Consider the following 22,940-nt stretch of genomic DNA (forward strand, 5'->3'; position numbering starts at 1 on the left):
GAGCACCTAATATGAGACTGGGCAGTTAACTTGAGACTGACGTTTGTAACTTAGCACTTTAACTGAGATTGATGCTCCGAAGTTGAATTGATGCCGAACTGCCATGACCGCCCCACTTGCCGACGAGATCGACCATCTGAGCAACCCGGCGTTCGGACTGCCGGACCCCTGCCAGATGCAGCTAACTTGAGACTGAAGGCCCACTTGGTTTCAAATTAACTGCCCAGTCCTTCAAAAACTACCGCAATCTTACAATTAAGTGCCAAGTGACAGTTCGTTCCTACCGAATGGGAAGCAGGCGTTCGTTCCAATGGCACCCCCAAAGGATCGGAGGCGTTGGGCAGCTTTCTAGGGTGCGCAAGCAGCCATTTTGGCAGGCTAATCATTCAAGTCCCGTCTTCGTCCATACATTCGGAAACACAAACCGTAACGCTAAGTGGGCCCCACACAAGTGTATGTTAGAGCACCAACCCAACCTGTGGCTGCGACGGACATGGGCAAACAGATTTCAACGAGGCTCATGAGGTCCATTATCCAGCAGATAGTAACCCCTTGAACTGATCTCCAGATCGAAAACGAGCTAACAAGTTTCTAACCTTTTAGATTGCTTCAGTTTCAATGGACGCTCTAGTGCCGCCCAGGTCAGAAAACGCTCTGGTGCGACAACTCAGCACAATGATCTGCTGATCCTTCGCGGCGTGAGACAGCATGTTGAACATCGTCGAAATTCGTTCGTCATCCGTATGAACTAGGGCGTCATCAAGGATGAGTGGCACCGGCCTACCCTGCTTCGCGAATAGTTTTGCGAAGGCCAGTCTAGTCAGGATCGCAATCTGCTCATAGGCACCGCCTGATAGAACGTTGATGTCGTCCTCAACACCATTGCGGATGATCTTGCCAACAAGCATCTTATCAGGGTCCAGCTCAAAATCAGCCCCAGCATGAAGTTGCACCAACAGTGGGCGCAGTTCGTTGCGGATTGGTTCGAAATAGGTTTCCTGTGCATCTCTTCGTGCTTCATCAAGATGCGCGATGAGCATGTTCAAGGCCTTCGCTTGCAGCTCAAATCGCTTGGCGCGCTCCAATGCCTTTTCAAGCTGGTCTACGACCTCGGCGAGCTTTTCTTCAACCGCACCTTCGGACTGTGTTTCGATCGCCCCGTCCAACCGTGCAAGTTCGCGTTCCAGTTTGTTGATCTCGTCGCGATCTGCTTTCTCGGCGCTGAGCAGGCGCTCGTGGGTGGACCTCGCCACGTCCAGATCGGGCGCCTTTAGCTTAAGCTCCGCGAGAGTCTGTGCAGCCTCCTCTTCTTTCGCAATCTCTTCGTCACGGGAAGCTTGAAGTGAAGCAAGGGCGGCGTCTTCACCTTGCGGTTTTGCCAACAAGGTCTGTTCCTCCAGAAGATGGTTCAGCACACCACTGGCCTCGGCAACATCATTTGCAGCCTGCGTGGCGGCCGTCTGAAGCACTTGGATGTTGGACCTGAGGTCCTCTAGATCATCATCAAGGCCTGTTATCTGTGCTTCGATCTGCTCAGCAGAAAGGTCCGCAGGTTGCGGGCTAGCTGGGTCTGGGAGCTGATCATCCGGCGCATGCCCAAGGTCTTTGCAGAGTGCCTGCCATTCCTCATTCAATGCCTCGACACCATCAGGCGCTAGCCCTCTGATTTCCGCTAAGGCCACAGCCTTGTCGTTCGCCGCACTTTGACGTGTATTGAAGGCACTGCGGGCATCTTGCACTGTTTGAACACCAAACGCTTGAAGGGCTGCATCTTGGTCTACTGCTAACGCGTCTGGATCCTCAATACCCTTTCCCGCCCCCGCCGCCGGAGAGAGCTTGATGGCCCCAAATCCTGCGAGTTTCAGCGCGATGGGACGGTCAATCAGCGTTTCCTTTGCAGGTTCAAGCGCCACATCGTCGCATTCAACGGTGCCTGCTGCTGATGGCTGGACTGAGAAGCTGGCAAATTGTGCGCGACGCTGCTCATGTGCGACGCTGATACGCCGACCAAGATCAACAAGGTGATCAAGGTCAATCTGTGTAATTTCAGTACGTCCCAAAATCACATCCGCATCGTGCAGCTTTTTCTGTGGCGCCAAACGCTGGCGGGCGAGATCGGCAAGCGCGCGCAGACGGTCCCACTTGCGGCGGGATTTTTCGGTCGCGCGTGCAGCACTCAGAGATTGAACCAGATCGCGTCGCTTCACTTCTTTCTGCGCGATCACCGCCTTTGCGTCCGCTAGCGTTTTGTCTGACTTGCTTTGCGCAGTCCGAAGATCAGAGGTCTTCGCCTCTTTCTGCGTGATCTCATCAACGAGCTGCTGACGGCGATCCTGTGTGTCGGTAATGTCTTTTATTTGGCGGATCAGCTGGTTTTTTTCAGCTACAATCAGCTGGAGCGCTCTATCGGCGTCCGTGACGCTGCGATCATGCTGCTTTGCATCTTGATAAGCTTCTGCCGCTGAGGCGAGTTGTTGAGCACGCGCGTCCTGTTTTTGTGGATCATGCAATTCCTGCAAGCGCAATTTTGCCTGTCGTTTTACAGCAAGGGCTTGCGACAGAACTCTAACGTCCGCTTCAAGCCGCTCTTTGCGTTGGAGCAATTCATCAACCTTGTCTTCAACGGCTTTCCAAGAGCTTCCAGCCTTCGCTTTAAGACCTTTGGTGGCCAGGGCATCGAGTTCTTTGCGGCATTGTTCGACGATCTTGTCCATGCGCCGCCCACCTGTGACTGCGTCGATCTGACCGCGCACGCTGGACATCAGGTCGCGACGGGCAGCCACGTTGCTGGCATCTTTGTCTTTGCCTTCTGGATCAACATGGGTTGCCCCCTGCCGTACCCAAAGAAGACCCGCAGGCCCTTTGTTCATCTTGTTGATGTTGTCCTCAATCCAAGCTTCAGCATCGCCTTGTTGCTTGATGACTTGTCCACTTGAGCAATCGATTACTTTTGCCGACTTCTGTGCCAAGAAGGACTTCTCAACACGAAAATCCTTTCCGTCTATTTCCACAACAGCCGCAACGCACGCGGCCCCTCCCGAATAGGGTTGCAGGTTCTTCACCTCTTGCGAGGATGATCCGTGTGGCACAAAGAACAAGGCATGTAACGCGTCGAGGAATGTCGACTTTCCAGCCTCGTTCTCTGCCGTGATGGTCGTCAAACCATCACCAAAAGGTCCCAGCTGCGCTTTTTGCCCGCCGAAACGACGTACATTCGTCAACTCAAGCTGGCGCAGCTTCATTGGGATGGCTCCTGTTGGGCGACATGAAACAGATGCGTCAAAGCGATCTGAGCGATCTGGACATCCTCAGCTGTCCGCCCCTGAAGGTCCGTCGCTTCAAACAAGCTGTCCGCAGCCGCCCGCAACGCGCCTCCCGTTGCAATCAAATCAAGATCATCGACGACCTGTTCGATACCCAATCCATCTAGGATCATCTCGAAATAATGAAAGTCGTCCGCGATCCGGTTACACGTATCCCGAAGCTGGCTTTGTTCGAGCAGACCAAGTCGCCCTGACGCCTCAAACCGAACCAGCGATTTGTCCCGATCCGAAGCCGGAAGCGCTTCTATCAACTGTTGGACATGGTCCGTGCCCGCAAAGAAGTCGAGCGCCAGTAGCCGCCAATCGAATTGCCCGATGGGGACAGGTGTCACCTGCGGGACGTTACCTGGTGCTGCAATCTCGACAAGCAGCGCTCCCGCTTGGGAATGCCCTTTGAAGCTGTCTGCCTCAGGACTGCCGGAATACCACGTGCGTGGCGTGATTGATTTTTGGCCGTGCCAATCGCCGAGTGCCAAGTAGTCAAGATTGGATAGTTCTGCCCGATCCGGTCGAATGACCGCAACTGTCCCCTCTTCGCTGCCAAAATCTAGAATGCCGCCATGTGCCAAACCGATCCTGAAACGCTCACCTGTCGATGCATCCGTCATCCAGTCCGTGAGGTCTATGCCGGGGTTCCGCACTGTGGGCGGGGCCGGCAGGATCGCGACATGATCTCCGATTTCGATTACGTCAGGTGTCAACGCGAGCACAACGTTGTCAGGCTTGTCGCGCTCTATCCGCTCCCAAAGATCAACAGCAGCAAGGCTGTCGTGATTGCCTGGCAAGAGGACCCACAGCAGGTCCGCGAATTCGCCCATGACGTCTAGCGCACGCCGGACAACCTTGGAGGGTGGCGCTTCTGCGTCGAAGGTATCTCCAGCAATCAAGATAAACTCAGCTTTGCCAGCACACGCTGCCTCTCCGAGACGCCTTAACGCGTCAAGCCGCGCCATGCGAAGCGCAGCCTGTGTGTCAGCGTCAAACCGACCAAAGGGCTTTGCAAGGTGTAAATCGGCTGTATGAAGAAATCGCACTAAGTAGCCCCCAATATCTCTTGCATACCACCGTAGAACTTTAAGTATATGCCTGCAAACCAGCAATTTCAGGGGGCTCGTGCGGAGCTGTCCAGTAAAGTCTAATGAGTTGCTACGCGGCATCGTCAACAATGCAAGGGATCTTTTGCATCGCACTGCCATGCCGAATTCTTTCTGGCTGCCTTGATCCAAAGCATTCCGTCCACTAGCCTCACAACCAGAGGTATTTTTATGACGAATTTTTTCCACCGGGCTTTTGGCGCAACCGGCAAGATTATCAACAAGGCTGTCGATGTAGTCGAGCATTTCAGTTGCCAACAGCGGGATTTCGTACGCTTAGAGGCAATGGGTTCAATATGATTGAATGGAAGTCTGACGAGACATCAATCGAGGTGGGACCAGCCAAAATTGATCTAAGAAAATTCTAGGGGCAGAAAATGATTAGGCACTTCGACAAGATAGAAAACCTAGGTGTCTTCGCCAAGTATGCGAAGCCTCCAGGCATGGTACCATTCGCAAAATTCAATCTGATCTATGGGCTGAACGGATCGGGGAAGACGACATTGTCGCGCTTCTTCCATGATCTGAATACCGGGACGGCGGCTGGCTTCGACGACCTGAAGTACAAAATCTCCACCGAAGAAGGTCCCTTTACGCAAGGGAAACCGTACACAAGAAACATCCGCGTGTTCAATTCTGAATACGTTGAGGCCAATATCGGCGAACTCGAGGGAACGCTGCATCCGATATTCGTCATCGGCGAGGAGAATAAAACACTTGTTGGTATCGTGGAAAGCGATGAGAAAACCCTACAACAAGCTGAGTCATTACATGCTACAAAGCTGACTGAGCGTGGCCAGCTCGACAAGAGACGAGGCAAAATCTTTACCGAAATCGCGAGTGAGATTACTGAGCACACCACAAGAACGACAACTCGTACCTACCGCAAAAATAATGCGGAAGCAGCTTTCGCAGCTCTAACGGATCCACAGGTCTTGAGCACCGAAGATTTGGCAACAGCATCAAAATCGATGAAACAGCCTGCGATGGACAAGCAGACGACCATTTCTCTTGGCAACATAAACCTCCAGATTGGCGACCAATCAGACGCACCCTATTTCATCGCGCTTCAGACTCTCGAAAAATATGTTTCGGAAATCGTTCAAACGAGCGCCACATCGATCGCAATCCAACGACTTGTAGAATCTCCGGAGATCGCTCGATGGGTGGAACAAGGCGTTTCGATTCACGATCATACTAAAGGTAACACCTGCGAATTTTGCCGACAGGAAATACCGCAGAAACGAGCACAAGCACTTGCGTCGCACTTCAACGATTCCGATCGGAAGTTGAAGAAAGAACTTGATCAGTCGTTGCAAGATCTGGAGGCCATGCGCCAAAATCTGCAAAATTTCGCGCTGCCGGAAAAATCGAGTTTCTATACAGAGTTACAAGAACCGTTTTCGACGGTGAAGGAACGGTTCGCATCGCTTAAGTTGTCACTCCTCAATCATTTGTTGGAATTGAGCAAGCTCCTCAACACGAAATTGGCCAGTAGAACGGAAAGCTACAAAGTCGAACTATCGGAATTTGACACGAAACCGCATCTCGACGCATTTCAAGTGACCAACGATCTGATTGAACAGCACAACGCTGAAACAGACAAATTCGATCAACGACTGCAGGTAACACGAGATAAGATCGAAAAACACTTTCTCAGCCGAATTGTGAAACAAGTCGCCGATGTCGATGTCGAAATTGAAGCGATCGACGCAGCCATAGAACTGTTAACACAAGGTGACATCGACAAAGGTACGCTGGGGATTGAAGCGCTCAAAAAGCGTATTGCAGAAAACAGGCTAAAGATCGCCAATTCGCATCAGGCCGCGGAAGACCTATCAAAGAAACTTGCCTCCTTCCTCGGTCGTGATGATCTTCGATTTGAACCCGAAGGCGAAGGTTATCGCATTATGCGGTTTGGAAGGGCCGCCAAACGTCTGAGCGAAGGCGAAAAGACAGCTATCACGTTCCTCTATTTTGTTGTTGGGCTCCAGGATCAGGACTTCGATCTTGCTGAAGGCATTGTTGTGATCGACGATCCCATTTCCAGTCTCGACTCCAGTTCGGTGTACCAAGCGTTTTCATTTCTAAAGAATGCCGTGAAAGATGCACGGCAGGTATTTCTTCTGACTCACAATTTCGAATTCTTGAAACTGCTTTTGGATTGGGTTTGGAATCCACATATGAGAAAGAACACAACATGCTGGATGTTGCATTGCACCACCACTGGCGGAACACAGCGAGAAACCGACCTTAAGCCGCTGGAAAAGATTCTCCTAGAGAACAAGAATGAGTTCACTTATCTGTTCAAAATCCTGACGGAATTTGAATCTGATGGCACTGTATCGAACGCCTATCCAATCCCAAACATTGCCAGAAAGGTGCTTGAGACTTTCCTCGAACAGCACTCAACGGGAAAAAGCTTTTACAAGAAGCTGGAAAACTTAAAGTACGATGAAGCCAAGAAGGCATCACTGTACAAGTACACGAACGACCTTTCCCATCCGACGCTATCTGGGCTCGACCCGGCTTTGGTCGGTGAGACGCAAACGAACGTCAAACATCTGCTTGAAATGATAGAAGTCGTGGCACCAGTTCACCACAAGGCATTAACAGACACAATATCTGGAGCTGCATAGGATGGGACTTTTGAGTTGGTTATTCATAGACTGCGCACGATTTGCCCTTGGCTTCCTGAAGACACCCAAAGCACTGCAACACAGTCCGTCAGAGCAACCATCGGACTTTATAGCTCAAATCCCTTTGCCGTGTTGCGGCCCAATAGTGACAGAAATATATTGCGAACAAACAAGAAACATTATGAGTTGAGCTGATGCGCGCATTCATTTCCTATTCCCATCACGACAATGCCGCGCTTGAGAGGCTGCACGTTCACCTTAAGAACCTTACGAGGGATGGGCATATCGAGACTTGGTACGATCGGGACATCCTGGCTGGCAGTGAACTGGACGCCGAGATCGAACGAGAATTGGAAGCTGCTAACCTATTTCTGCTCATGGTTAGCCCTGATTTCATCGCGTCCGATTACTGTGTCGAGCGAGAAATGAAGCGAGCGCTTGAACGACACGCCGCTGGGAATGCTCGCGTGGTGCCCATCATCGTGGACGAATGCGACTGGAAGGCGATGGGTGAGTTGCGCCAGCTCAAAGCCGTGCCGACAGATGGCAAGGCGATAAGCGAATGGACCAACCCAAACACTGCCTACCTGAACGTCGTACAAGAGTTGCGCCGGATCATCGAAGCAGAGCGCGCGCCTGCAGCTACGGCGAAAACCGCGCCTGAACCAGTTGCCGCGCGCCCCGCAATGACCCGCTATCGCGCGAAACGAGAATTCGACGAGATCGACCGCAGCGACTTCCGAGATGCTGCCTTTGCCACAATCAAGGATTACTTCAGGCGCGCGATCGAGGAGATCGATTCAATAGACGGATTGCGGGGTCGTTTCATAGAAAGGAGTGCGACCTCATTCGGGGCAACGGTAGTGAACGGCGGCCAGCGGCACGGGACTGCCCATATCACAGTGCACTGCCGCAATTCTCAGGTTGCTTTGAGTGACATCTACTACTCTTTCAACGAAGACGCTGGCGACAATACCGCCAACGGCGGCTTCAACGTCTCGGTCGATGACTACGAACAGTTCCTGATCCAGACGATGAACATCTTCGGCAGAGCTGACGAGCGGATGGCGCCAGAGCAGGCGGCGGAAGTGCTCTGGAGCGAGTTCGTCGACAATGCGGGCATCACATATGACTGAACGCGTCCGCTTCCGTTGCAAAAATTGTGGCCACCGCTTCGAAACCGAAGTGCTTGACGAAAATCAGAGCCGCGAGGCTCGCCGCGAAAATCGACCGACTAATGCCGTGCATTGTCCTGAATGCCACCGCACTGACATTCGTCGAGGATGGGATTGACGGCCCATCGCGGACCTTGGCCATTGGGTCAAGATGCTGCGGTGCGGCCCGTAAGAGCCGCCATTCGCTGCAACTGCACTTACCGAGCCATGGCGAACTCACAAATCGCGGGACAAAGAACCATTTCGCTGCAGTTGCGCCAATGACCGCTTCAGATATGAATGATCGGCAGAAATTGGCGAAACCGCCGGTGGTAAGATTGAGTACTTGCCTACTGTGGCCGCGAAACAGAATTGGGATCGCAGTAGGTTACCGTCTGCTGTGCAGGACCTTGCGGCTTTTGATCTCCAATGCGTCAATGCTAGCCTTCGAGAAATGCTTCAAAACCACATGTCCGTCACGGTCCGGCCATCACCTGGAAGTTCCTTGAAGCTGTCGTGCCCCTCAAAGTGGCGGATTGGAATCTGGCCAATTGGAGAGAGGTCAGACATCCGAAGATTGACGGCCGTCCGCTTGCGCCCGCTTTGATCCTCGGAACACACGACAAAATGCGTCACGCACCCACAAGTTGCGCAGAAATGAAAATTGATATCCCCGCTATCGCGGCGTTGATAGGTACTGGTTTTTCCGGTCGTCTGAATGTCATCGCCAAAGAATCCGTAGGCCCATAGGACGCCGTATCTCCGGCAAATTGTGCAATTGCAGGCCGTAACTGACTTTGGCATCGTATCAAGGGTCCAGCCAGCTTCGCCACAGTGGCAAGTTCCTTTCAGCATGTGTTAATCTCCACTCTCAGCACAGTCGGCGATCAAGCCGCGTCGGTGTTTGTGAGATGATAGTATTTTCATAATTGGCAAGCCAGACTGCTGATATCCAAGAAGCACGTTGTATTCTGAACCTGAAGCCACGCCGACGGAAAGACAAGGCACGAACACCTGTTGCGGGTCAGGTTCAGTCGGCGGAAACTGCTCCCACTTATGTGCCGCCGTCAAACCACCGGTTAGAATTGAACATGCCCTCAGACGCCGACAAATTCATCGATTTGTATCGCTGTCATGCACCTGCATGGACCCGGCAGCGAGGGAAGAAATTGGTGGAGCGCCAATGCCTCGATAAGTTTATTGAGCTGCAGTCGGACACACCATCCGTTCTGGACATCGGATGCGGGTCCGGAGAACCAATCGATCGATATCTGCTGGAGTGTGGGTGCCCCTTAACCGGAGTGGACGCTTCTCCCGAACTTCTGGAAATCGCACGCGATAGTCTGCCATCAGCTACTTGGATAAGCGCAGACATGCGCGGTCTTGATCTGCGCACTCAATTTCATGGCCTACTGGCCTGGAACAGCACCTTTCAACTAACTCCGGATGATCAGCGCCGGATGTTTCCTATTTTCAGACAGCACGCAGCTCCCGGCACGGCTTTGACGTTTACGAGCGGACCGGCCTGAGGTGAAGCAATGGGTGAATTTGAAGGTGAGGCTCTCTACCATTCAAGTCTGGACCCGAGCGAATACCAAGAGCTGTTAGATCAGCATGGTTTTGAGTTGATGGATCACATCATAGAGGATCAGAATTGTAACGAACAAACCGTTTGGCTCGCCCAACTCCGCGACGTAGATTGAGCATCCCTTCTTCCGGCTGTTCGCTAACCTAGCCTTTGGCCGGGCGTCCCAGACCGAGTGCAGAAAATTGGTCGCTACTGACGACACGTTAGGAAAGTCGATGCAAAAGACAGAACGGCAAAAGATGATGGCAGGCGAGTGGTACACGTGCCTTGACGATGAGCTTGAAGCGCTTCGTGTCACTGCGCGTTCGGCGGTGCATGAGCACAATTTCCTCGCTCCAGAAGATCGCGGCGCGATTGGTTCGAAGCTGCGCAACCTCATCAGCGCGGGATCGGCCATCATTGAGGCTCCATTCCACTGTGCGTACGGGATCAATATTCGACTCGGCGATCAGGTCTTTCTGAATGCGGGCTGCACAATATTGGATTGCGCGACGGTCACCATCGAAGACCAGTGCCAACTTGGCCCGAATGTGCAAATTTACTGTGCCGAACATCATCAGGACCCGATCAAGCGCAGCGTTAATGGGTTGGAGATTGCCCGCCCTGTTCATATTGGCAAGCGGGTTTGGGTAGGCGGCGGCGCGATCATCCTTGCCGGCGTTACAATTGGCGAAGGCGCTGTAGTCGGCGCAGGCAGTGTTGTTACCAGAGATGTCAGTCCCGGACAGGTTGTCGTTGGGAATCCTGCCCGACCCATTAAGCGCAAACGGTATGACCAGGCGAACTGAGTATCGAAGTAGATACTAAGTTAGAAAAATTGTCCTTCTTTCAAATAGTTATGCATGCACTTAGGTGTTTTCGACATTGGGGATCATCAGTCCCTTTCCGTCACACACTTAGGATAAGATCATGACAGTATTTGCAAACCTTGGAGCCGATTCCAGCATCGGCGACATCCTCTTTTCAGACCCTGATCGCTACGCTCCGATTCTGGCATTCGCACAAGATGCCATGCGCAGCGACGGTGTTTTGCCCCACAAGACACGAGAACTACTGGCCGCTTACGTCTCCAGTTTGAATGAATGTGCGTTCTGTCATGGCCTACATGCGGATGTCGCAAAACGATTTGGAATCGATCCGTCGATTCTTGCAAATCTGTTGTTCAGCGACGACCTAGCCAGCATTGAAGATGAGCTGAAACCCATTTTTACCTTAGCCCGCAAACTAACAGTTTCGCCTTCCAAAGTCGTGGAGGCTGACCGGCAGGCCGTTCTGGCTGCAGGGCATTCGGAAGACGTGTTGAAAGATGTCATCGCAATTGTATGCCTGTTCAGTTTCTTCAACAGGTTGGTTGATGGTCACGGCATCAAGGGCAACGCGGAGATTTTCAGCCGGGACTCCGAAATGCTCGCCGCGTTTGGCTACGTCCCACCCGCTCAATGAGGCGTCAAAAATCAGCAGGAAAAGGACCAGGAAATGAATAGAACATATGACACAGCACTGATTATTGGCGGCAGCAAGGGGGTGGGCCTAGAGATGGCCCTTGCCCTGTTTGGCCAAGGCGCCAAAACACATGTCGTTGCGCGATCCGAAAACGATCTGAAGCGCCTGAGGGAGAAGGCCCCGGGCATCCACACCATCACAAAGGATGCTTCGGAAAACGGCGTAGCGGATGATCTGCTTGCCGCATTGCGTCCTGATCTATTGGTTCTCAGCGCCGGTGCAACGCCCCGCATGGTGCCGTTTCAAACTCAGGCATGGGACGAGTTCAGCACGGCCTGGAATACAGACATGAAGATTGCGCACGGCTTCATGTCCGCGGCATTGAACCAGCCTATGCCCAAAGGAGGGACGATCGTCAGTTTTTCGAGCGGGGCTGGTTTGAGCGGATCACGCCTGTCAGGCGGCTACGCCGGTGCAAAACGGATGCAGCACTTCCTTACCGAATATGCACAGCGCGAGGCCGACAACCTAGACTTGGGTTTGCGGTGTTTGTCAATTATCCCAAAGCAATTGGTGCAGGGAACGGAGAAGGGTCTGGCGGCAGCGACTGCCTATGCGGCAGCGGTTGGAAAACCACTGGATCAATTCTGGTCGCAATGGGACAACGCGCTTACCGCCAAAGGCATCGCAGATCATGTGGTCGAGCTCTTGGGTCGACCCGAGGCTTTGCCGTCCAACAGCTACACGATCACTGGCAACGGTATCAAGGCGTTCAGCTAACTCGGCGCCCGCCCCGTTGCGGGCGAGCCAACAACAACCGATGGTGTTAGGAGCGGCTCAAACGCCTTCACGAGACTAGCATAGCACTTTCGGACCTGACGGCGTTTCAATCACTGCCGTCAGGCGAGTTTCACCGTAGCCAATCTTGATGCGTGGGTCATCCAGCTTTCCATCCAGCCAAGTATTGATGTCGTCAGCGTTCGGGCTCTCAACCGTCAGTGATGCGAAGCTACACCCCCGCTGCCCCATCTTAGAAGCCACATGTGGTCCTTCGGGCCATTGAAGCACTTTGGGAAACGCACCGGAGAGTGGCACTGCTCCGTCCTCGCGCACCGACATCAGCCAAGTCAGATCGCTGCGCGTCATTTCGATGATGGGGCCAGCTGTTTCCTGCATGCCGTCTAATGAACTGCGGATATCGCCGGCCCCAAGTATCCACGCGCCGATACGCGGTTCTGCGTCGAATCCATCGAGACCGAACCAGCGTGATCGATTGGGAGCAGCGGATTTCGGATCAATGGCAATGACTTCCAGAAAGCAGTCTGACCCCAATGATAGGAGCAGATTGTGCGTCCCCATTATTGGATGTGAGCCACCGGGCGGCATCTCAATTCCCAACTTTTCACCGATGTAGCTCGCGCCTTCTTCAAGTGAGCGTGCGACAACTGCGATGTGATCGAATACAAGTTCGGAATTGGATAGTTGCATTGGGGTGATCCTAAGAAGGGTATTACCAGTGACCGGGCATCGTCGCTTCGACGCCGCGGCGTTCAAAAACACGCTGCTTCCAAGCTTCCAGACGGTCAAATGTGTTTGCAAGCTCTGCGAAACCCAGCTCGGTCATCAGGTCCGGTTTAGTTTCCGACGCCCGTTGCACAAGTCTGATTTCCGTCCACGACACCGCATCGGCGGCGGACGGATTGTCGCCGACAAGGAAGTCGCGTCCATCGCTGAGCTTGGTATCAAGAAACCGCATCTCACTCTGCATTACATCTGACGCTGCCAGGAGCGTTTCCCATTTGGGCGTGCCTTTGTCGTCTAAGGACGCGCCTTGAAAGAAAATCGGTGTGAGGAAATCGGCCGTTGCCTGTCGCAAGTACTGGCGGGATTCCATAGTCGCCTGCCAAATTTCGGCGGCCTCCAGATCGGTCGAACCAAACAAAGGCTTCTGTGGAAACTTTCGATCCAACCAAGCCAAGATTGCCATCGAGTCCCGGATAACAATGCCATCGCTTTCCAGCACCGGCACTGTTCCGCGCGGATTGAGCGATATGAACGGCTCCGCCTTATGCTCGTTCTCAGATAGTTTGAGTTCGTTGATTTCTACGGTCAGCCCTTTGAAGGCGAGGCCAAGCAGGACGCGCCATCCGCGCGGCGAACCGCTGATTGTTGTCAGGGTGAGTGTCATTTGAGTCTCCTTTTTGTGAAAGAGACCTAACGAGCGGGCCTGCTTATGCAAGAAGGCAGAAATTTGAAAGCGGGTACGCATATTCGTACTTACGCTAGGCCAACTCAACAGTATCAAAAAGCATACTATAGCCGGAAACTCTGCCTTCTTGCCACAGAATACCGGTACCCCTAATTCAGTCCCAACACAGCAAAAAATGACCGAACAGGAAGCACCAAATGAGCAAACTGGAAAACAAAACTGCCCTGATCACTGGCGGCACGACGGGTATTGGGTTCGCGACCGCACAGCGCTTTATCTCTGAGGGCGCACGGCTGGTGATCACTGGGCAGAACCCAGCACGGCTTAATCATGCGAGTGAAGCGTTGGATGGTGACGTGTTAGCTCTGCAGTGTGACCAGGCTGACTTGGCACAGGTCGACAACATGGTTGCCGCGTTGGCGGATGATTACGGATCGCTTGATACCGTGTTCCTAAATGCCGGTATCACACTGCCAGCCTCCATTGAGGCCGTCACTGAGGATCAGTTCGATCTTCTCTATCGGACAAACCTCAAAGGTCCGTTTTTCACGCTTCAAAAACTTGTTCCCATACTCTCAGGTGGCGCAACGGTGGTCATTAATGCGTCCAACCTCGCGGGATTAGGGGTTCCGACGACTAGCGCATATTCAGCTACCAAGGGCGCTCTTGTATCACTCACCCGCGTTTTCGCTGCCGAACTATTGCCCAAGGGCATTCGCGTTAACGCTGTCGCGCCGGGACCGATTGAGACACCGAGCATGGGCAAACTGGGCATGAGTGATGAAGAGCTTCAAGGGCTGATGGAACAACTTACAACAACCATACCTATGGGACGCATTGGTCAGGCCGAGGAAGTCGCGAAAGCGGTGCTGTTTCTGGCGTCCGACGACTCCTCCTTCATGACCGGCGAGATCATGACGCTGGATGGCGGATGGAGCAGCCTTTGATCGGAGGGTAGTGAAATGACCATCACAGTTTACAATATCAGCGGCTCACCGATGGGCTGGCGTGTCCTGCTAGGGCTGGCCTTCAAGGGGCTCGACTACAAGGTGGTTTACCTCAGCGGATCGGAAAAAGAGCACAAGCAAGATTCTTTCCTGCAAATCAACCCACATGGGAAGGTTCCCGTTCTGGAGTATGACGGCGTTTTTCGGTGGGAGTCCTTATCAATCCTTGGATGGCTCGATGAGCAGTTTCCCGGAAACCCCCTCTTTGGGAAAACCGAGAATGAGATATCCGCTGTTTGGACCTGTGCGACCAGGCACAGCGATTATCTACTGAAATCTACGAGTCATGTCGTATTCCCGGTTTTTGGCGGCCCCGATGGAGCCCCGAAAGCGCCAAAGGAAGATGCACCGGGCCTTGAACTGGCAAGCGACTTGCTCAAGATCGAATTGGCCGAATTGGAGCGCGACCTGTCGGACAGCGCGTTCTTGTGCGGAGAAACCCCAAGTGCCGCTGATGCCGTCGCTTTCCCTGAAATCGGGCGGATTATGCGCGCGATTGAAACCAAGCCAGCCTCCATGTCGGCCTTGGGCTTCGATAACTTTGACCAGGAATTTCCAAACCTCGCCCGCTGGCGTGACCGCATTACAGCCTTGCCGGACTACGCAGCAACCGTGCCGCCTCACTGGGCGGCTTCCAACTGAAAAGGACATGTTATGTCTCAAAATAGCTACGAAAGAACCATCCAGACGACTGCCGCCAGTGCGGACGTCTATGCCGCGCTAACAACTGGGTACACGCAATGGTGGACAAGCGAGGCCGGGATGTTCCAAAATCCGGGCGATGTCGCCAAGTTCGGCTTCAGCGAACGGAATGGGTATTGGACCTTCAAAGCCATATCTCTGGACCCACATCGCATCGAACTGGAGTGCGTCGAGGCGCTACACATCCATGAGGGAAAACCCAAGGAAATCGAAACCGAATGGCTCGGCACACGGGCGATCTGGGACATCAAGGAAACCGAAGACGGGACCGAAATTCACTTCGTTCATGATGGCTTGACCCCTGATCTTTTGTGCTTCGACATCTGCGAGGCGGGTTGGGACATGTTTTTTGTCGATAGTCTTAAGGCCTATCTCGATACCGGAACGGGCAAGCCACATGTGTGAAGCCGACGATGCCGGCACGACATTCTCAGTGCCTAGTACGAACCAACAAGAGTTTTGGGAACAGGTGCTCGACCGATTGGCAGCGGTAATTGGTCCGAACCCTTCTGATCCATCAAAAAAGGAACCGATTGATGAAAGCTGATGCCGCTAAGAATGCCCTAGTATCCTGGTACGGAGATGGCTCTGATGGAGCCGTTCCTAGACCGGAGCAATGGGCGCGGATATTGGAGCGCGCGCCGGACGAGGGTGTCACCTTGATCAACTTTTTCAAGTTTCGCGAGACCGCGAGTTATGCTGGGGAAGATGCAAGTATTTCCGGCAACGAAGCTTTCGACAAATATGCGGCCGTCAGCATTCCAACGATGGAGCGTGTGGGCGGAAAATTCTTGCTCGTCGCCCCTTTTGAGGCATCCCTGATCGGTGCGGACGAAGATTGGGATCTTGTTGCCATCGGAGCTTACCCAAATCAGCAGGCTTTTCTCGATCTTTACCAGGACAAGGCCTACCGAGAGGCGTTTCAACACCGCACCGCCGCCTGTGCTGCGCAAAAAGTGCTGATCGCCGGAACCTGAAATAGTGATCTCCCGCTGAATGTTGGGAACTGCGACCAGTTCTAGATGTCCTCTGATCGACAGCATGTATCAGCACAGTGAGAAACAGAACGGCTTTAATGACCACACACTACTGCTTTAACAATCACTTAGTTGCGCTGCTAAAGTGACGGGACGGAACAACTAAATAGGATCGGGCTAATGCGATTATATCTACTGAATCTCGGAACTATACAGCCCGGTGATGTACCCGTTGCGGGCTATCTCATTCAGATGGACGGCGGGATCAACGTCCTCGTCGATACGGGGTTTCCGCGATCCTTCGTCAATGACCCGCAGAACCCACCGGGAATGACAGTCAGGATAAGGCCGGAAGAAACCGTCGTCGCTCGCCTCGCGTCGATCGGACTAGAGCCCTCAGACATTGACTACCTCGTGTGCTCGCATTTGGATGACGATCATTCGGGTAACCATGATCTATTCATCAACGCAGAGCTGATTGTTCAGCGTGAACAGTATGAACTTGCCAAGAACGGACACGAACGCTTTGCGGCCAATCGTGACATTTGGGACCATCCCTCGCTTCGCTACCGAATGGTCGATGGGGACGTTGAACTTGTCCCAGGATTAGAACTGTTGGAGACGAGCGGGCACGTCCCAGGCCACCAGTCTGTCCTTGTTCGTCTGCCGGAAACCGGGACGGTCATACTCGCGGCGGATGCCATCATGCACAGCTCAATGGCTGATGCTAAGACCCGCGAGATGTTTGTAACGGACATGGACGACGAAAAACGCATTCGAGCCAGCACCCAGAAGATTGCAGATGTCGCCTCACGCGAAGGTGCTGCGCTGGTCGTCTATGGGCATGATAGCGAACAATGGGCAGGGTTGCGTCAGGCCCCTGCATTTTACCAATAGAGAGATACACACGCATCGGACGCAGCGTTGCAGAACTAGGAATACAAAGCCGGGCATTCCCCCAGAGATATCGATTTGTAGCTCCGTCCGCATCTTGCGTCTTCATTGGCAGTTCGTCGCACAGCAGGTGTGTGGAAAAGGCCGGTTAGCCGGCATCACTTGTCTCAGCCGTCGGAACCGGTATCGGGGCGGGTTTGTGAACGGCTACCCCGATCATTACAAGCACCACGCCAGTCACGTCGATGGTGCTTGGTATCTGGCGAAGGACAATGACGCCGATAATCGTTGCCGTTGCAGGTAGCAAGGCTAGGAGGAAGGCGAAACTGGCGCGTGGTAGGCGCGACATAGCGAGTTGATCGCAGACATAGGGAATCACCGAAGAACAGATGCCGACACCGATCCCTGCCAGCACCAGCAAAGGTGCGCCGAAGGCCTCAAGCGCCTGCAAGAACCCGATTGGCATGACGAAGATGAATGCCGCCGTCATCGCTGCGCCGAGGCGCTCCACACCACTGGAGGCGCCGCCCTCAGAGATCTTGTGACCGAGGATGATGTAAAGGACGAACAGAGAACCATTCAGAATCGCCCAGAACAAGCCCACGAGGTCGGATGTGAGCGCAGCCTCGTCTGCAGCAACGAGGGATCTCACGTCAATTAAAAGCGCAACACCAATGATTGCGACAACAAAGGCAAGATAATTGCGCCCCGTCCGCAGCCCCCACAGCGCAATTCCGATGGTGCCCACGAATTCGATAGCCGCGACCAAAGCAATCGGAAGCCGATCAAGTGCGAGATAAAATGAACCGTTCATCACGGCCAAACAGCCTCCGAGAACCAGGAGCCGGATGCGTTCGCCGTTGGTGGACTCCTTGAACGTGCGCCAGGGCTTTGTGATTGGCGCGAAGACAAGGGCGGCCGACGCAATGCGGAACTAGGCAACGCCAAGCACACCTACCACCGGGAAGAGCAGAACCGCGAAAGCCGGACCGAGATAGTGGGAAACGGCAGAGACACCGAACCAAACATGTGGAGGAACGACCTCTGAAATGCGCGACATGGTTCTGGGGGTGAGGTTTGCGGGGGTTTGATTTGTCATGCATACATGGTGCAAGGTGAGGTAACGATATGATATGGAGATCAAGTATGCCTGCAACACTTTCAAAGACAAGAAAGAAGGAAATGCACCCTAAATACCTTCGATCTGATGAAACCGGACTTGACTCCATAGACGCCGCGATCCTGCGTGAGCTGTGCGCGGACTCGCGCACTCCCCGTGCTGAATTATCCCGTCGCGTGGGCCTGTCTGCACCAAGTGTCGCAGATCGCGTCCGGCGGCTTGAAGATGCTGGGATCATCACCGGCTATGGCGCACGGATCGACCCGGCCCGTCTTGGTTACGGTCTCACGATCCTGATCCGGGCGCGCCCGATGCCGGGCGAAATGAGGAATATGATCGAGGCGATTCAGGAAACGCCTCAGATCATCGCCTGTGATCGCGTCTCAGGTGAGGATTGCTTCGTCGCACGGGCCCATGTCCACGATGTTGCAGAAATGGAAGCGGTGATTGATCGGATTGTGCCCTTCGGGGCGACGAACTCATCGATCGTTCAATCGTCGCCTGTCGAGGAGCGCCTGGTCAAGTTGTAACTTGCTAAGTCCAGTGTAGCTTATTTTGGGCACTTGGGAGGAAATTCTTTCAGTTCCGCTGCTCTTCGCCACGCGCTCTGATTGAGACAAAGCCCAACCACAGACCCAGAAGGGTTGTGTGGAGAACGATGAAACCACCTGTCAGCAAGAACCAAAGGATCAAATCGTCGATCCTGACTTTCGCAGCCACGCCAAACAGAGATGAAGCCGCAGCAAACAGCCCCATAAGCCAGGCTACCTTCAGGGCATCAAGCATTGATCCATTTCGCCAGTCTGTAAGGAAATAGACGAGAACGAGGGCGAGAGCTTCCAAGGCCCAAGCCGTTACCCCATAGAAGTAAAGTGGCTCATCCATGCGGGTATAAACACCCAAGCCAAGGAACTGTTGTTCAAACAGAACAACGTGCCAAAACACCGCAATACAGGCTGTGATCAGGAAGGCACCAACGAATGCGATTTTTTGTAGTTTTGTCATTTGAAGTCTCCAAACAGAGTGTGGATCGCGAACCACAATGGCCGCTTTGGGCCAGAGATACGGGTTAGGTATTCTATTGCAAGAAGGCAGTTTTTTCGAATATAGTATCTAAATTGATACTATTAGTGGAGTTGAGGCATGGTCACGACATCTGAAGCAGAGGCTCTAGAACAACACCCTGAGTTGGCCGACCTCTGCCCCATGCCGGATATTGCAAAGCTGATCGGCGGGAAGTGGAAGCTCATCATTCTGCAAATCCTGATCTTCAAAGGAACCAAGCGGTTTAATGAGCTAAGACGTATGATCCCAGGGGTCACTCAGACCATGCTTACCAATCAGTTGCGGGCGCTGGAGGGTGATGGGCTGATTACACGAAAGGTCTATGCGGAAGTCCCGCCAAAAGTCGAATACACAGCCACGCAGCGGGCCTTGGACTTGGAAGAGATGTTTCACGCCATGCACAATTGGTGGCTCAAGGCAGACGGCTAAACCGCCTGCCTAAAGGGTTTAATCTACAATGTGACCTGCTGAGTTGTTCAGCATCGTCCCTGCCATGAACTGCGCCATATCCGATGCAGCGAAGGCAAAGACAGCCGCTGTGTCTTTGGCTTCTGGAAGTTTCTTGAGCGCCGTTTTGTTTTTCTCGATGAAATCCTTCATTTCGCCAAAACCCAGCCCCATATTCGCGCCCATGGTCGAGAACGTATACTCGATTGTCGGTGAATCCGGCATGGCTTCCGATCTGACTCCGAGAACCCGGACGCCTGCCGGGCCGTACTCATGGGATAGTGAGCGCATCAATCCCTCGGTTGCCGCATGTGAGGCTGTCAGTGCCGGTGACCATGGAGACCCGACTTTGGCCAAGGTCGATGTGTTCATGATGATTACGCCGTTCCCCTGTTTCGACATATGACGAAACGCGGATTTCGCCGTGATGAATTGGGCCGCCGTATCGACGGCGATTGGCATCATGAACTGCTCAAGTGAAACCTCGTTTGCTGGCTTACCGTGCTTGTAAAGCACAGGCTCAACACCGGACATGTTCACCACAATGTCGATTGATCCAGCTTCACCGGCAACTCCATCAATGTAAGCGTCAACCGCGCTTTCATCCGTCGCATCAATCGCAGTCAGCGTTGGCTGGTCCGGTATTGCGCTGGTGGAAGACCTGAAAACGGTTGCCCCTTCCAGTTCGAACCTTTCGGCAATGTGCTTGCCCAGATAACCACCTGCTCCGAACACCAATGCGTTTTTTCCTTCAAGTAACATGATCTGTGTCTTTCCTTCGTGTTTGAGAGAAGCGGACGGATCACATGGGCGATCTCTTCCCGCGAACTCGCTGGAAACTAGACATTTGGTATGATTTCACAAGAAGGCAGAAAATTCATATATAGTACCTAAAACAGTACTATTGAAGCGCTCGAATTCCGGTCGGCCTAAAGGACGCCCAAACGCCGCATCTCCACTTCCGAAAAGCCGCCATTCGTCGACGCCGCAGCATCGGTTAGTCTGGGCTCTCTGCCGCCGTCGGAGCGGCCGCAGCATCTTGTTCTCACGTCCAGATCGCGCCCATGAGGACGGCCCAGACCTGCCGTTGCCGTTCGGTCTAGATTGCTGCGACGCGGCCCGTCAGAGCTGACTTTCGCCGCTACTAAAGAACAATGGGTATGCGAGTTTGCGCACCTTGGCGCAATCTCGCCCCTCGTTTCAATTAAATAAATACTGAACTCAGAGCTTTCGTCAGTCGGTAGCTTTGCAATGAAGTCGCCGAACTGCGCTGTGAGCCAGGGTCAAGCCCAATACCAAGGAGATGACGGTTTCATTTCCATCTCAAAAGGAAAGCTATGAAACTCTGAAATCAAAGACTTTTGATTTTTTGGTGTAAACCGCCAAACTAGAGACTTTCAGAGCAGTTAAGGGCATTTCGAAGTTTCGCTTTGCGTCCCACGTCATGTGGAGCTGTTCATTGAAAATTGCCAACGGCATCATCAACAGCGCCCATAATCGTCATCATACCGCAGTATGTCATCTTCGCCAAAATACATACCCGTTTGTATTTCGATCAAACGCATCGACACTTTGCCCGGGTTCTCAAGTCGGTGCATTTCTCCGACGGCGATGTAGATTGCCTCATTTTCAGTGAGTAGCTTGGAGCTGCTTCCTTTCGTGACGATTGCGCTTCCCTCGACGACGATCCAATGTTCCGAGCGGTGAAAATGACTTTGCAGCGATAGTTTCCCACCCGGATTGACAACGATTGATTTGACCTGAAAGCGCGGTCCGATGGCAAGTTGTTCATAGTGGCCCCAGGGGCGGATATTTTCAGGTTGATCGCAAGTTTGATTGGTCAATGTCGCGACAACGGCTGCGGTTTCGACGCGATCTGCGGGCTTAAGGACGCTGTGTTTCATGAGGTTTCCTTTCTGAAAGGGTTGAGGTGAGAGGTTGTCCAAAGTTGGAAAGCAAGGGCAAGAGTGATACCGACTTGGCAAAAGAGTTTCGCTGAAAGCATTGCTGCCAGATCGCCCGTTGGTGTTGATGTCACAGCGACCATGACCCCGATTTGGAGGGCTGATCCGGCAACAACAGTTACGACACCCGACCGCCGGCCTTGCGCCATAAGGAACGTAGCAATCAGGTAGTTGATCGTGAAAAAGACCGCCGCGGCTGCCGCCCAGGCAAGGAGGTCTGACGCCGCGACATACTCGGGGCCCACCAATGCGGTCAAAAGGAACTCTGGGCAGAGGATGCAAAGAGAGAGTACCGCATAAGACACGCACGCCAGCAGAACAGCGATCATGCACACGCTTGAACGATATGACTGTCCTTCGCGGATGGCGATGACCACAGATGGCAAAAGGACGCTTGCCAATGCGAAACAAGCAAAGAATTGAATGCGTTGGAACAGCGATAGCGCGGCGACGTAGCCCGTTTCAGTATCGCTCAGATAGCGGGTGGCGAGGAAAATATCGCCATCAAGTGCGGCGACCTGTGCAATTTGCAACAATGCAAATGGAAGTGCGGCAAGGCCAAGGGTGGCTGCAAGGGGGCGCACTTGGGTCTTTGGCGTCTGCGGCGCGGGCAAAACGTCGATCAGTACGACCCATCCAGCGATGATCGACACCCCAATAGCGGCCACGACGCCTTCGATCCCGAACCCGATCTGCCAAGCCAGAATGCCAAACCCAAGGCGCACAGCCATTTCGACATTTGCAGAGAGCACAATTTTTGCGCTGTCCATACGACCAAGCGCGACGCCACGCAGGATGTTGAGCGGCGCGCAGAACGGCACTGACCCGAGCAGGATGAACAGCAAATAGGGCGACCCAAGATCAAGGCGCGTCCCAACCGATCCGAAATAGAGCATGACCGCGATAACCGGCAGCGCGAACCAGAGCGCCCCGAAACAGATACGATTGATACGCGCTAAGGCCTGCTCGGTTTGGCCTGCGTCTTTGGCATCCTGCGCCGCGACCTGTTGACTCACCGCAGAGCTGAGCGCGCCAAGAACACCGAGCAAGGCAAGTTTAATCGTCAGAACAACTGCGAGGTCGCCGAACAATTCAGGCCCCATCCAACGGCTGAAAATCATGTTGAAGACAAGATTTCCGACATTCACAAAGTTCGACGAGACAAAGATGATCAGGTGTAGTGGTTCAGATGTGATCTGACAGTTGGCCGTTTTTCAGGCGGCGTCTGTCAGGTGAAGTTCAGTTCACGAACTTTTCCCGCCAGATTTCTTTCCCGTCGATCATAGTTTCGATGGGTGTTCTGCCGCAACACAT

Annotated in this window: 24 protein-coding genes; 14 read left to right on the forward strand and 10 right to left on the reverse strand. The window is 53.3% G+C overall.

The genetic code is table 11. The annotated features are described in order from the left end of the window. Positions 1-599 precede the first annotated feature (599 nt). Positions 600-3,242, reverse strand: coding sequence for an AAA family ATPase (locus ACFWW2_RS25275; protein WP_393933184.1), 2,643 nt, complete (start codon positions 3,240-3,242; stop codon positions 600-602). Continuing rightward, a complete protein-coding gene (locus ACFWW2_RS25280; protein WP_393933186.1) occupies positions 3,239-4,663 on the reverse strand; it encodes an exonuclease SbcCD subunit D in 1,425 nt (474 codons plus the stop codon). The genes ACFWW2_RS25275 and ACFWW2_RS25280 overlap by 4 nt, the downstream gene beginning before the upstream one ends. 131 nt (positions 4,664-4,794) lie before the next feature. Here ACFWW2_RS25280 and ACFWW2_RS25285 point away from each other — a divergent pair, with 131 nt between their 5' ends. Both ACFWW2_RS25285 and ACFWW2_RS25290 read left to right on the forward strand, forming a co-directional pair. Further along, on the forward strand, positions 4,795-7,056 hold the full coding sequence (locus ACFWW2_RS25285; protein ID WP_393933188.1) for an AAA family ATPase: 2,262 nt from the start codon (positions 4,795-4,797) through the stop codon (positions 7,054-7,056). A 194-nt stretch (positions 7,057-7,250) separates the two neighbouring features. Further along, positions 7,251-8,192, forward strand: a complete 942-nt coding sequence (locus ACFWW2_RS25290) for a toll/interleukin-1 receptor domain-containing protein (protein WP_393933190.1) — start codon at positions 7,251-7,253, stop codon at positions 8,190-8,192. On the opposite strand, the gene ACFWW2_RS25295 is transcribed toward ACFWW2_RS25290, so the two are convergent. Continuing rightward, entirely contained in the window at positions 8,179-8,373 is a 195-nt protein-coding gene (locus ACFWW2_RS25295) for a hypothetical protein (RefSeq protein ID WP_393933192.1), read from the reverse strand. The genes ACFWW2_RS25290 and ACFWW2_RS25295 overlap by 14 nt on opposite strands. 928 nt (positions 8,374-9,301) lie before the next feature. On the opposite strand from ACFWW2_RS25295, the gene ACFWW2_RS25300 reads away from it, so the two are divergent. From ACFWW2_RS25300 to ACFWW2_RS25320, 5 genes are all read left to right on the forward strand, one after another. Further along, positions 9,302-9,739: a class I SAM-dependent methyltransferase gene (locus tag ACFWW2_RS25300; RefSeq protein WP_393933228.1), complete on the forward strand. Its 438-nt coding sequence runs from the start codon at positions 9,302-9,304 to the stop codon at positions 9,737-9,739. A 9-nt stretch (positions 9,740-9,748) separates the two neighbouring features. Next, positions 9,749-9,913, forward strand: coding sequence for a hypothetical protein (locus tag ACFWW2_RS25305; protein ID WP_393933194.1), 165 nt, complete (start codon positions 9,749-9,751; stop codon positions 9,911-9,913). Between the two features lie 100 nt (positions 9,914-10,013). Next, the gene (locus ACFWW2_RS25310) at positions 10,014-10,586 is read left to right on the forward strand and encodes a sugar O-acetyltransferase (protein WP_393933196.1); all 573 of its coding nucleotides are present in this window, start codon (positions 10,014-10,016) and stop codon (positions 10,584-10,586) included. A gap of 121 nt (positions 10,587-10,707) precedes the next feature. Further along, on the forward strand, positions 10,708-11,241 hold the full coding sequence (locus ACFWW2_RS25315) for a carboxymuconolactone decarboxylase family protein (protein WP_393933198.1): 534 nt from the start codon (positions 10,708-10,710) through the stop codon (positions 11,239-11,241). Positions 11,242-11,274: 33 nt separating this feature from the next. Beyond that, positions 11,275-12,021, forward strand: coding sequence for an SDR family oxidoreductase (locus ACFWW2_RS25320; RefSeq protein ID WP_393933200.1), 747 nt, complete (start codon positions 11,275-11,277; stop codon positions 12,019-12,021). 75 nt (positions 12,022-12,096) lie between these two features. Here ACFWW2_RS25320 and ACFWW2_RS25325 read toward each other — a convergent pair whose 3' ends face one another. Both ACFWW2_RS25325 and ACFWW2_RS25330 read right to left on the reverse strand, forming a co-directional pair. Further along, entirely contained in the window at positions 12,097-12,729 is a 633-nt protein-coding gene (locus ACFWW2_RS25325; RefSeq protein ID WP_393933202.1) for a VOC family protein, read from the reverse strand. Between the two features lie 22 nt (positions 12,730-12,751). Beyond that, positions 12,752-13,510, reverse strand: coding sequence for a glutathione S-transferase family protein (locus ACFWW2_RS25330; RefSeq protein ID WP_393933204.1), 759 nt, complete (start codon positions 13,508-13,510; stop codon positions 12,752-12,754). A gap of 137 nt (positions 13,511-13,647) precedes the next feature. Here ACFWW2_RS25330 and ACFWW2_RS25335 point away from each other — a divergent pair, with 137 nt between their 5' ends. The 5 genes from ACFWW2_RS25335 to ACFWW2_RS25355 all read left to right on the forward strand — a co-directional run bounded on the left by ACFWW2_RS25335 (position 13,648) and on the right by ACFWW2_RS25355 (position 17,033). Beyond that, positions 13,648-14,397 (forward strand): glucose 1-dehydrogenase, encoded by a 750-nt coding sequence (locus ACFWW2_RS25335; protein ID WP_393933206.1) that lies wholly within the window; start codon positions 13,648-13,650, stop codon positions 14,395-14,397. 15 nt (positions 14,398-14,412) lie between these two features. After that, positions 14,413-15,099: a glutathione S-transferase family protein gene (locus ACFWW2_RS25340; RefSeq protein WP_393933208.1), complete on the forward strand. Its 687-nt coding sequence runs from the start codon at positions 14,413-14,415 to the stop codon at positions 15,097-15,099. A 12-nt stretch (positions 15,100-15,111) separates the two neighbouring features. Next, positions 15,112-15,564 carry an SRPBCC family protein gene (locus ACFWW2_RS25345; RefSeq protein WP_393933210.1) on the forward strand — a complete coding sequence of 151 codons (453 nt, stop codon included), beginning with the start codon at positions 15,112-15,114 and terminating at the stop codon, positions 15,562-15,564. A 131-nt stretch (positions 15,565-15,695) separates the two neighbouring features. After that, complete coding sequence (locus tag ACFWW2_RS25350; RefSeq protein ID WP_393933212.1) at positions 15,696-16,136, forward strand: DUF1330 domain-containing protein; 441 nt, start codon at positions 15,696-15,698, stop codon at positions 16,134-16,136. Between the two features lie 180 nt (positions 16,137-16,316). Continuing rightward, positions 16,317-17,033, forward strand: a complete 717-nt coding sequence (locus ACFWW2_RS25355) for an N-acyl homoserine lactonase family protein (protein ID WP_393933214.1) — start codon at positions 16,317-16,319, stop codon at positions 17,031-17,033. 145 nt (positions 17,034-17,178) lie between these two features. Here ACFWW2_RS25355 and ACFWW2_RS25360 read toward each other — a convergent pair whose 3' ends face one another. Further along, a complete protein-coding gene (locus ACFWW2_RS25360) occupies positions 17,179-17,844 on the reverse strand; it encodes an EamA family transporter (RefSeq protein ID WP_393933230.1) in 666 nt (221 codons plus the stop codon). Positions 17,845-18,176: 332 nt separating this feature from the next. Here ACFWW2_RS25360 and ACFWW2_RS25365 point away from each other — a divergent pair, with 332 nt between their 5' ends. Beyond that, positions 18,177-18,680, forward strand: coding sequence for an Lrp/AsnC family transcriptional regulator (locus ACFWW2_RS25365; RefSeq protein ID WP_393933216.1), 504 nt, complete (start codon positions 18,177-18,179; stop codon positions 18,678-18,680). 49 nt (positions 18,681-18,729) lie between these two features. On the opposite strand, the gene ACFWW2_RS25370 is transcribed toward ACFWW2_RS25365, so the two are convergent. After that, on the reverse strand, positions 18,730-19,155 hold the full coding sequence (locus tag ACFWW2_RS25370; protein ID WP_393933218.1) for a hypothetical protein: 426 nt from the start codon (positions 19,153-19,155) through the stop codon (positions 18,730-18,732). A gap of 138 nt (positions 19,156-19,293) precedes the next feature. Between ACFWW2_RS25370 and ACFWW2_RS25375 the strand changes: the two genes are divergently transcribed. Further along, positions 19,294-19,644, forward strand: a complete 351-nt coding sequence (locus tag ACFWW2_RS25375; protein ID WP_393933220.1) for a winged helix-turn-helix transcriptional regulator — start codon at positions 19,294-19,296, stop codon at positions 19,642-19,644. 18 nt (positions 19,645-19,662) lie between these two features. Here ACFWW2_RS25375 and ACFWW2_RS25380 read toward each other — a convergent pair whose 3' ends face one another. The 3 genes from ACFWW2_RS25380 to ACFWW2_RS25390 all read right to left on the reverse strand — a co-directional run bounded on the left by ACFWW2_RS25380 (position 19,663) and on the right by ACFWW2_RS25390 (position 22,747). Next, positions 19,663-20,424: an SDR family NAD(P)-dependent oxidoreductase gene (locus tag ACFWW2_RS25380; protein WP_393933222.1), complete on the reverse strand. Its 762-nt coding sequence runs from the start codon at positions 20,422-20,424 to the stop codon at positions 19,663-19,665. A 719-nt stretch (positions 20,425-21,143) separates the two neighbouring features. Further along, on the reverse strand, positions 21,144-21,566 hold the full coding sequence (locus tag ACFWW2_RS25385) for a cupin domain-containing protein (RefSeq protein ID WP_393933224.1): 423 nt from the start codon (positions 21,564-21,566) through the stop codon (positions 21,144-21,146). After that, positions 21,563-22,747 carry a lipopolysaccharide biosynthesis protein gene (locus ACFWW2_RS25390; protein ID WP_393933226.1) on the reverse strand — a complete coding sequence of 395 codons (1,185 nt, stop codon included), beginning with the start codon at positions 22,745-22,747 and terminating at the stop codon, positions 21,563-21,565. The genes ACFWW2_RS25385 and ACFWW2_RS25390 overlap by 4 nt, the downstream gene beginning before the upstream one ends. Positions 22,748-22,940: the final 193 nt, after the last annotated feature.

This window comes from Yoonia sp. R2-816 (assembly GCF_046762905.1).
GTDB lineage: Bacteria > Pseudomonadota > Alphaproteobacteria > Rhodobacterales > Rhodobacteraceae > Yoonia.